This window comes from Deltaproteobacteria bacterium (genome assembly GCA_005879535.1).
Lineage (GTDB): Bacteria > Myxococcota > Myxococcia > Myxococcales > 40CM-4-68-19 > 40CM-4-68-19.
This window is the reverse complement of record VBKI01000102.1, coordinates 1-7,574: the sequence shown is the minus strand read 5'-3', so window position 1 is coordinate 7,574 and position 7,574 is coordinate 1. Positions and strand designations below refer to the sequence as shown.

Here is a 7,574-nt window from a genome sequence, read left to right as displayed (position 1 = left end):
TCATATCCAGGAGGTCGGTGATGATGGTGTTGGCGATGCCCAGCTGTTCGGTGATGCGATCGACGTGCTTGGTAGCCCGCTCGTCGCCGGCGCCGACCCTGCCGCGGAGGATATAGAGGCTGCTCTCGATCACGCCGAGCGGGTTGCGGAGCTCATGGCCGATGGAACCGACGAGCTGCCCGAACGTGGAGAGCCGCTCGCTGCGCGCCTGCTGCGAGAGAAGATCCTCACGATACGTGTGCAACATGATGGCGAGCTCGAGATCGAGGATCTTGCCCACCGCAAGCCGGACATTGCGCAGCTGACCTGCATCGGCGATGAACGAAATGTCGATCAGCGCGTTCAGCTCCTGCCGCAGAACGTTCATCGCGCCGAACATGTAGTGTTGGGGCAACGCAATGTCGACATGCTTGCGGCCGATGCGGGCGCGCAGCTCGTAGTATTCCTGGTCCCAGGGACCGGTCAGGAGCTTGTCCATCCATGCCACAAGCGTGTGACGAAGGCGGCCGACCATGCTCTCGCCCTCGACCAGGGCCTTCCTCGCCGCCTCGTGTTCGAGGATGCGCTGGTAGAACACCTCGCTGATGCGATCGAAGTGCGGACGCGCGACGGGATGCAGCGTGCGCAGCGCCTGCTCGTCGGTGACGCCGAATCCGACGTATCGCTTCAGTTCCTCGAAGAGGGATTCCGGCATGACGGTATCGTTTTGCAACTCCGCAGCCATGCTACGCAAGTCCTGCACATGATTGGAGCAATCACCGTCCGCGTGGAACGGTTTTTGCGAGGGCAGGAGACAGAGGACGCGATGGTACGGGTTCCCGAGATCCGCAGCGCAAGGCTTGCGCGCAAGGCCTTGCTGGCGCGCAAAGAGCAGATCGGCGCCGTCGCGGCCCGCTTGGAGCGCAGCGAGGAAGAGCTGCAGGCGGTGTGTCACCCCGACGGCGCCGCGGACCTCGAAGCACACGACGTCCTGCAGGCGCTTCGGAGCGCCGAAACCATCGACCTCGCCGAGGTAGAGGCTGCGCTGCTGCGGATCTCGATCGGAACCTACGGCAGGTGCGAGCGCTGTTCAGGACCGGTCGGCGAGCTGCGGCTATGGGCCGTCCCGCAGGCGCGTTTCTGCATGGCGTGCATGGCGGTCCGATGAAAGTCGCCGATCTCATGACCGCCGACCCGTGCTGCATCCAGCTCGACGAGCCGTTGCGCGAGGCCCACAAGCTCATGCGCATGCGCAACGTGCGGCACCTGCCCGTGCTCAAGGGCGATCAGGTGGTGGGGCTCGTCTCCGAACGCGATCTCTATCTTCTCGAGACCCTCAAGAGCGTCGATCCTGCGAAGGAACCCGTGTCCGAAGCGATGACCGAAAGCCCGTTCGCCGTCGTCCCCGGCGCCCGAGTGCGTGCCGTGGTGCAGGAAATGCTGGCGAACAAGTATGGGTCTGCCTTGGTAGTCGAGCGCGGCCGCGTGATTGGCATTTTCACCCGCTCGGACGCCTTGCGCGCGCTCCTCAAAGTCCTCAGCTGACCGTCAGGCGTCGCTGGCGTCCAGCAGGATCAAGTCATCGCGCAGCAATTTCTCGTCCAGCAGCTCGCGATCCTCGAACTCCATGTCGGTGATCAGATCGTCGCACATCGACAACGTCCTGCCCGCGACCAGCCAGCTGGCCGGCCACGCCGACCGTCCGGTCAGCACCGCAAGCACGGCCCGCTGGTGGGCATGTTCGGCGCGAAGCAGGGAAAGGCGGACGGGCCCCCACGCGTCGAGCTTGGCGAGAATCGGTTCGAGCAACCGCTCCTCCTCGGCAAGGTGAGCAAGAAGCTCGCGCTCGAGCGCGCTCACTGCGACTTGGAGCTCTCCGGCGGATGCCATCCCTGCCAGCGCGCCGCGCGCAGCCATCTGCGCCGCCTTGATCGTCCGGCGAAGATGGGCGTGCTGCATGCGCAGGATGTGCCTCCGTTCCTCATTGGTCAGTTCCATCTCTCACCTCTCCACGACGTTCGTGCATCCAGGCGATGCGTGGCATTAGCCGTTTCCTGCCAGCGACAGGACGACAGCTTCCGGTTGGGACTGCGATGGTTCTTCGAGGCCGAAGAGCGCGGCTGCCGCCTCGGCCAGCGGTCCGCGACCAGCCTCGTTCCGCAGACGCGCAGTCGGACCGTGCAGCAGCTTGTTGACGATGGCAGACGCCATCGCGCGCACGGTCTTCTGTTGCCGGTCATCCAGCCCACGCAGGGCCGCGGCCAGCGTCCTCTCCGCTTCCATGCGCGCCACTGCTTCACCATGCGCACGCAGCCGGGCGAGCACCGGAACGGCGTCGCGCTCGTGTGCCTGCGCCATGAAGGCGCGCAGCTCTTCCTCGACGATCTTCTCGGCCCTGCCGATCTGCGCCCCGCGCAGTGTCCGGTTCTGCCTCGCGACCCGCTCCAGGTCATCCAAGTCGTAGACGTAGACGTTGTCGAGGTCGTTCGCCGCCGGGTCTACGTTGCGGGGGACGGAGAGATCGACGAGGAACAGTGGCCGGTGCCGGCGTCCTTTCAGCGCAGCGGCTACGGCCTCGCGCGTCACCACGTGCTCGGCGGAACCTGTCGAGCAGATGACCACATCGGCACGCACCAGAAGCACCGGAAGATCGGAGAGCGGCAGGGGGACGCCGTCCGCTTCGCGAGCCAGCGCTTCTGCCCGGGGCCCCGTTCGGTTCGCGACCAGAAGGTCCTTTACCCCCTGCGCTCGCAGCTCGCGGGCGGCGAGCTCCGCCATCTTCCCAGCGCCGATGAGCGCAATGGAACGATCTCGGAGGTCACCCAGGAGCTTGTGAGCCACTTCCACGGCCACGCTGCTCAGCGAGAGCGCTCCGCGGGCAATCTCCGTCTCGGTGCGCACTCGTTTCGCTGTGCCTACCGCGCGCGCGATCGCCCGCTGCAGCTCGGGGCCGAGCGCTCCCGCGCGCTGCGCCTGCGCCGCCGCTTCCTTCACCTGCCCGAGGATCTGGGCGTCGCCCACGACCATCGAGTCGAGGCTGGCGGCGACGCGAAACAAGTGCCGCAGAGCGTCCTCATCGAACCGGCAGGCTACGATGGCGACCGGATCGAGGCTCTGTAGGATTTTCTCGGCGGCGTCGCGCGAATCCGCGGCGGCGAAGACTTCCAGCCGGTTGCAGGTCGAAAGGAGGAAGACTTCGCGCAGGCCTGGAAGACGGCGGAGCGCCTGGAGCCGCCCGGGAAGCTCCTCAGACCGAACGACGAGTCGCTCGCGCACCTCGATGGGCGCCTGCTTGTGCGAAATCCCGACACAGATGATGGTCATTCCCACCCCAGCAGCGCGATGTGCACCAGCACCGTCTCCATGCTTTGGGAATCGGGAGCAAGACGTGCGCCAGCTCGCGTTCCTCAGGTGAGCCATCGCGCACGCGCGCATTTCCTGCAGGAAACGCAACGCGTGCGTCGGGATGCTTCATGAGAGTCGCCGCGTTCCCGGCGCCCTCCAGAAGGGCGCGGCGATTGCAGCGATCTCCTAGGGCGGGGCCCGGACGGCTGGAGCCATCCACGGCCCGCTTCACCCGGGAGTCATCCATGCAGCCACAAATCCTCGTTCCGTACGATTTCGGACCGGCGTCCGCGAAAGCACTGTGCTGGGCTAACGACCTGCAACGGTCGCTGGGCGGCCTGCCGGTTCACGTGATCCATGTCCTGAACCCGACCCCCGTCATTGCCACGGACAGGGTCGTTCCCGCGCTCTCGGAAGATGAGATTGCTCCCGTCCGCGCGGCGCTGCGGGAGGTTGTGGAGGAGTTGGGCATCGTCGCCACGACCGAGGTACTTCTCGCGGCGTCGCCGGCGACCGGCATCCTCGACGCGGCGGTACGACTGAAGGCCGACCTGATCGTCATGGGAACGCATGGCCGTGGTGGTCTGCGCCGTGTTGCCCTCGGAAGCGTCGCCGAGTTCGTAGTGCGCCAGGCTCGCTGCCCCGTCGTGACCCTTCGTGCGCAAGCTGCCGATGAAAACTCTGCACGCGCCGCCTGACCGTTGTCAGCGCAGCCCGGAGAGCCAGGCCAGAACATCCATGGTCGAGACAAAACCTACCAGCCTGCCGCCGGCCGTCACGACCGGCAAACCGTGCACCCGGCTGCCGACCATCATCTGCGCTGCTCGCTGAACAGTTGCCGTCTCGTCTATCGCGATCACCTGTTGGGACATTACATCGTCGACGACGGCGCCTTCGCTGTGGACGTGAAAGCCACGCAGATCGTGCAGCTGTTTGTCTCGCGCGGACGGCTCCGACGTCTCTTGCAGCGTGTCGCCTTCGTCGTGCGCCTGCGCGACCAGATCGGTCTTCGAGACGATGCCGATCAGGTGGTCACTTGCATCGAGCACCGGGACGCGGCTCAGCCCGCGCGACAGCAGCACCTCGGCGACTACGTCAACGCTCGTGCCCGATCGCACCGTGATCACGTCGTGGCTCATGATCCGGGAAACGTGCGTCGTGGCGGGGGTGGCAGGCTGCGGTCCGTTCTTCGCGCGCATCGAGGGCATGGTCGACCTCCGGTCCCTCCATGACGTCCTGCAGCCAGCGTACCAGTCTGCCTGACCATCGGGCAGGATCGCATCGCGGAAGGCCTGCAACTCGTGCGTCACTGCCCGCAGTGCGCGCAGAATCTGCGCGCACTGTCGACGCGACTCCCCTTTCGACAGCTGAAATCGGTGGGGCTGGAGCTGTCGCCGATTGGCACGCCCGTGGCACTGGGACGCACTCATGCGACCCTCAACCTATCGCGCTATCGCAGTCGAATTTCTGGTCGTCGCTCTTGCCTCGATGGTCTTCCTCGCGACCGGCTGCCGGCGTGAAGAGGTCACCCACTTCCGCGCGAAGAAAGCGCCTGACGCCATGGCGGTGAATGTCTCGCCGGGCGTCGGCCGGGGGGATGTGCGTCTCTCGCCGGAACACGAAGCCAAAAGCGCGCTGAAGTGGACGCTCCCAAAGGGATGGACGGAGAGCGTCGGAAGCGGAATGCGGTTTGCGACGCTGAAGCCGCCGGGCGGTGCCGTCGATGTCTCGGTGATCGTTCTTCCGGGGCCGGCGGGAGGAGAGCTCGCCAACGTGAACCGCTGGCGCGGGCAGATCGGCCTCGGTCCGATCGATGAACCTGGCCTCGCCGCCGTGCGCAAGTCGCTGAACACCAAGGCGGGGACCGTCTCGTTCTACGACTTCTCGAGCGAAGGGCAGAAGAAGAGCCGATTGATCGCCGGGCTTGCGGCCGTCGACGGGAACACCTGGTTCCTGAAGATGCTCGGGGACGCCGGTGCGGTTGGCGCTGTGCGATCGGATTTCACTCGCCTCCTCCAGAGCCTCCGCCGTGATGCCGCGAATTAGTGGGCGGGCCTGGGACGCGTTGACGTCCCTCAAGCTCACCCTGGTCTGCCTCGCTCTCTTGATGGTGCTTGTGGTGGCGTGCACGCTGGCGCAAGTCACTCTTGGCGTGCTGCCCGCCGTGAACGCGTACATCCGCAGCTTCCTCGTGTGGTTGCGGGTGCCGGGATCGAACGTGAGGATCCCCGTCTTCCCGGGTGGCGCCCTGGTCGGTCTCGTACTCGTGGCGAACCTGGTCGCTGCGCAAGTGAGACGTCTGGAGCTGAGCTGGCGCAAGGCGGGGCTCTGGGTGATCCACGCCGGCCTCATCCTCCTGTTCGTGGGCGAGTTCGTCACCGGAGCCTTCCAGGTGGAAACGCAGCTCGCAATCGAGGAAGGCCAGACCCGCGACTACGTCGAGAGCCAGCGGGAGATGGAACTGGCAATCGCGGACGTGACGGACCCGCGGCACGACGACGTGTACGGCGTCCCGGAGTCGCTGCTCGCCAGCCGCAAGACGATCGCGCTGCCAGGCACGCCGCTCACCCTGCACGTCAAGTCCTTTTTCCAAAATGCGGATCTCGCGATGACCGCAACGGGCGCGCGCGGATCGCTGGCAAACATGGGCGTGGGGGCCAGCGTCGAAGTCCGCGAGCTGCCGCCCGTATCGGGCGACAACGAAATCGACCGCAGGGCCGTCTACGTCGAGCCGATCGCGGACGGACGCAGCTATGGAACGTGGCTCGTGTCGAACTCCCTTGGGGCGCCGCAGTCCTTCATCCACGAAGGCCGCACTTGGACGCTCTCGATGCGGCCGCGCCGGGAGTATCTCCCGTACTCGCTGACGTTGAAGGACTTCCGCCACGACGTCTATCCCGGCACCGACATTCCCAAGAACTTCTCCAGCCTGGTGCAGCTTGCAAATCCAGCGGCTGGCGAGGAGCGGGACGTCCTCATCTACATGAACCAGCCTCTGCGATATGGCGGCAAGGCGTTCTATCAGGCTAGCTTCGGGAAGAACGACACGCTTTCAGTCCTCCAGGTGGTGGAGAACCCTGGGTGGCTCCTGCCGTACATCTCGTGCGTCCTCGTGGGAGCGGGCCTCGTCCTGCACTTCGCATTTGCCCTGTTCCGTTCGCTCAAGAGGCGTCAGGCTCCACTGGAGGCGCGATGAACGCGACCAAAGTCGTTCCCTGGATGGTGATTGCGGTTGCGCTCGCTTGCGTGGGCGCCTCGCTGTTGCCGCCCGCGAAGATTCGTGGTTTCGATCTCGACGGATTCGGGCGCATTCCGGTTCTCGAGGGCGGGCGGGTCAAGCCGATCGACTCCGTAGCGCGGAACTCGCTCCTCGTCATCCGCGGCCAGCAGAGCTTCCAGCACCTCGGCCGGACGGTGGGCCCCGATGAGTGGCTGCTCGACGTCATGCTGCGGCCCGACGTCGCCGAGAAACAGCCGGTGTTCGTGATCGACGATCCGGAGGTGCTCGGCCTCCTCGGGCTGCAGCAGACCTCCTCCCGCTATTTCTCGTTCAAGACCCTCGCGCCGCACCTCGACGAAGTCCAACGTCAGGCCTCGGCGGCGCACGACATCGACGCTAAACAGCGCACCCGCTTCCAGGGCGCCATCGTCACGCTCTTCCAGCGCATCTACCTCTATTACCGTCTGCAGAATACGCTGCAGATGCCCGGTACTTCGGGCCTCGACTCGGAGCTCGAATCCATCGCAACCCCCGAGGCCGGCCAACGACATGAGCAGCTTGCAGAGCTCGCGGCTTTCCGTCCCCTCCCTCCGCCGGCGGGAGCAAGCGCGGACGCCTGGCGCAGCGTCGGCGAGGCCTTGGGCGCCGCGCGCAGCGGCACGATGGATCCGGCCCTCGAATCCCTGGCACGGCTCGCCTCGGCCTACGACGAGAACGATCTGGAGGCCTTCAATCGCGCAGTGGTGGCGATCAGGGAAGTTGCAGCTTCCCGGCGGCCGGACTCGCTGGGTCAGGCGGATTCGGAGCGCCTGTTCAACCGCGCGCAGCCTTTCTATGCAGGGATGGTCATCTACGTCCTGGCCCTCCTGACCCTGTTCGCATCCTGGCTCTGGAAGCGCTCAGTCCTCGAACCGACGGCGTTCGCCCTTCTCGTGGCCGGGGCGCTGATCCACACCGCCGGTCTGGTGACGCGAATCTTCCTGCAAGGTCGGCCGCCGGTGACCAACCTTTACTCCTCCGCCGTATTCGT

8 protein-coding genes and 1 pseudogene (1 of these 9 running past the window's edge) are annotated in these 7,574 nt (G+C 65.8%); 5 read left to right on the top strand and 4 right to left on the bottom strand.

Features of this window, described 5'->3' with window-relative positions:
• Positions 1–694, bottom strand: a pseudogene (locus E6J58_23745) (histidine kinase) (it extends 429 nt beyond the left edge of the window).
• 362 nt (positions 695–1,056) lie between these two features.
• Between E6J58_23745 and E6J58_23740 the strand changes: the two are divergent.
• Positions 1,057–1,524: a CBS domain-containing protein gene (locus E6J58_23740; protein ID TMB32033.1), complete on the top strand. Its 468-nt coding sequence runs from the start codon at positions 1,057–1,059 to the stop codon at positions 1,522–1,524.
• A 3-nt stretch (positions 1,525–1,527) separates the two neighbouring features.
• Here the strand turns inward: E6J58_23740 and E6J58_23735 are convergent, their stop codons facing one another.
• Together E6J58_23735 and E6J58_23730 are read right to left on the bottom strand one after the other, a co-directional pair.
• Entirely contained in the window at positions 1,528–1,977 is a 450-nt protein-coding gene (locus E6J58_23735; protein TMB32032.1) for a hypothetical protein, read from the bottom strand.
• Positions 1,978–2,022: 45 nt separating this feature from the next.
• A complete protein-coding gene (locus E6J58_23730; protein ID TMB32031.1) occupies positions 2,023–3,303 on the bottom strand; it encodes a glutamyl-tRNA reductase in 1,281 nt (426 codons plus the stop codon).
• Positions 3,304–3,452: 149 nt separating this feature from the next.
• Between E6J58_23730 and E6J58_23725 the strand changes: the two genes are divergently transcribed.
• Positions 3,453–4,022 carry a universal stress protein gene (locus tag E6J58_23725; protein TMB32030.1) on the top strand — a complete coding sequence of 190 codons (570 nt, stop codon included), beginning with the start codon at positions 3,453–3,455 and terminating at the stop codon, positions 4,020–4,022.
• A 6-nt stretch (positions 4,023–4,028) separates the two neighbouring features.
• Here E6J58_23725 and E6J58_23720 read toward each other — a convergent pair whose 3' ends face one another.
• The gene (locus tag E6J58_23720; GenBank protein ID TMB32029.1) at positions 4,029–4,754 is read right to left on the bottom strand and encodes a CBS domain-containing protein; all 726 of its coding nucleotides are present in this window, start codon (positions 4,752–4,754) and stop codon (positions 4,029–4,031) included.
• Here E6J58_23720 and E6J58_23715 point away from each other — a divergent pair.
• The 3 genes from E6J58_23715 to E6J58_23705 form a co-directional block, all read left to right on the top strand.
• Positions 4,753–5,370 carry a hypothetical protein gene (locus tag E6J58_23715; GenBank protein ID TMB32028.1) on the top strand — a complete coding sequence of 206 codons (618 nt, stop codon included), beginning with the start codon at positions 4,753–4,755 and terminating at the stop codon, positions 5,368–5,370. The genes E6J58_23720 and E6J58_23715 overlap by 2 nt on opposite strands.
• A complete protein-coding gene (locus E6J58_23710; protein ID TMB32027.1) occupies positions 5,357–6,520 on the top strand; it encodes a cytochrome c biogenesis protein ResB in 1,164 nt (387 codons plus the stop codon). Before E6J58_23715 ends, E6J58_23710 begins: the two co-directional genes overlap by 14 nt.
• Positions 6,517–7,574 (top strand): cytochrome C assembly protein (locus tag E6J58_23705; GenBank protein ID TMB32026.1); only part of this gene is annotated, 1,058 nt, incomplete at its 3' end. The genes E6J58_23710 and E6J58_23705, both read left to right, overlap by 4 nt.

Bases quoted from the DNA above. Each gene is read 5' to 3' on its own strand.
- E6J58_23735 (TMB32032.1), bottom strand. From the start codon at position 1,977: ATGGAACTGACCAATGAGGAACGGAGGCACATCCTGCGCATGCAGCAC.
- E6J58_23730 (TMB32031.1), bottom strand. From the start codon at position 3,303: ATGACCATCATCTGTGTCGGGATTTCGCACAAGCAGGCGCCCATCGAG.
- E6J58_23725 (TMB32030.1), top strand. From the start codon at position 3,453: ATGAGAGTCGCCGCGTTCCCGGCGCCCTCCAGAAGGGCGCGGCGATTG.
- E6J58_23715 (TMB32028.1), top strand. From the start codon at position 4,753: ATGCGACCCTCAACCTATCGCGCTATCGCAGTCGAATTTCTGGTCGTC.
- E6J58_23720 (TMB32029.1), bottom strand. From the start codon at position 4,754: ATGAGTGCGTCCCAGTGCCACGGGCGTGCCAATCGGCGACAGCTCCAG.
- E6J58_23710 (TMB32027.1), top strand. From the start codon at position 5,357: ATGCCGCGAATTAGTGGGCGGGCCTGGGACGCGTTGACGTCCCTCAAG.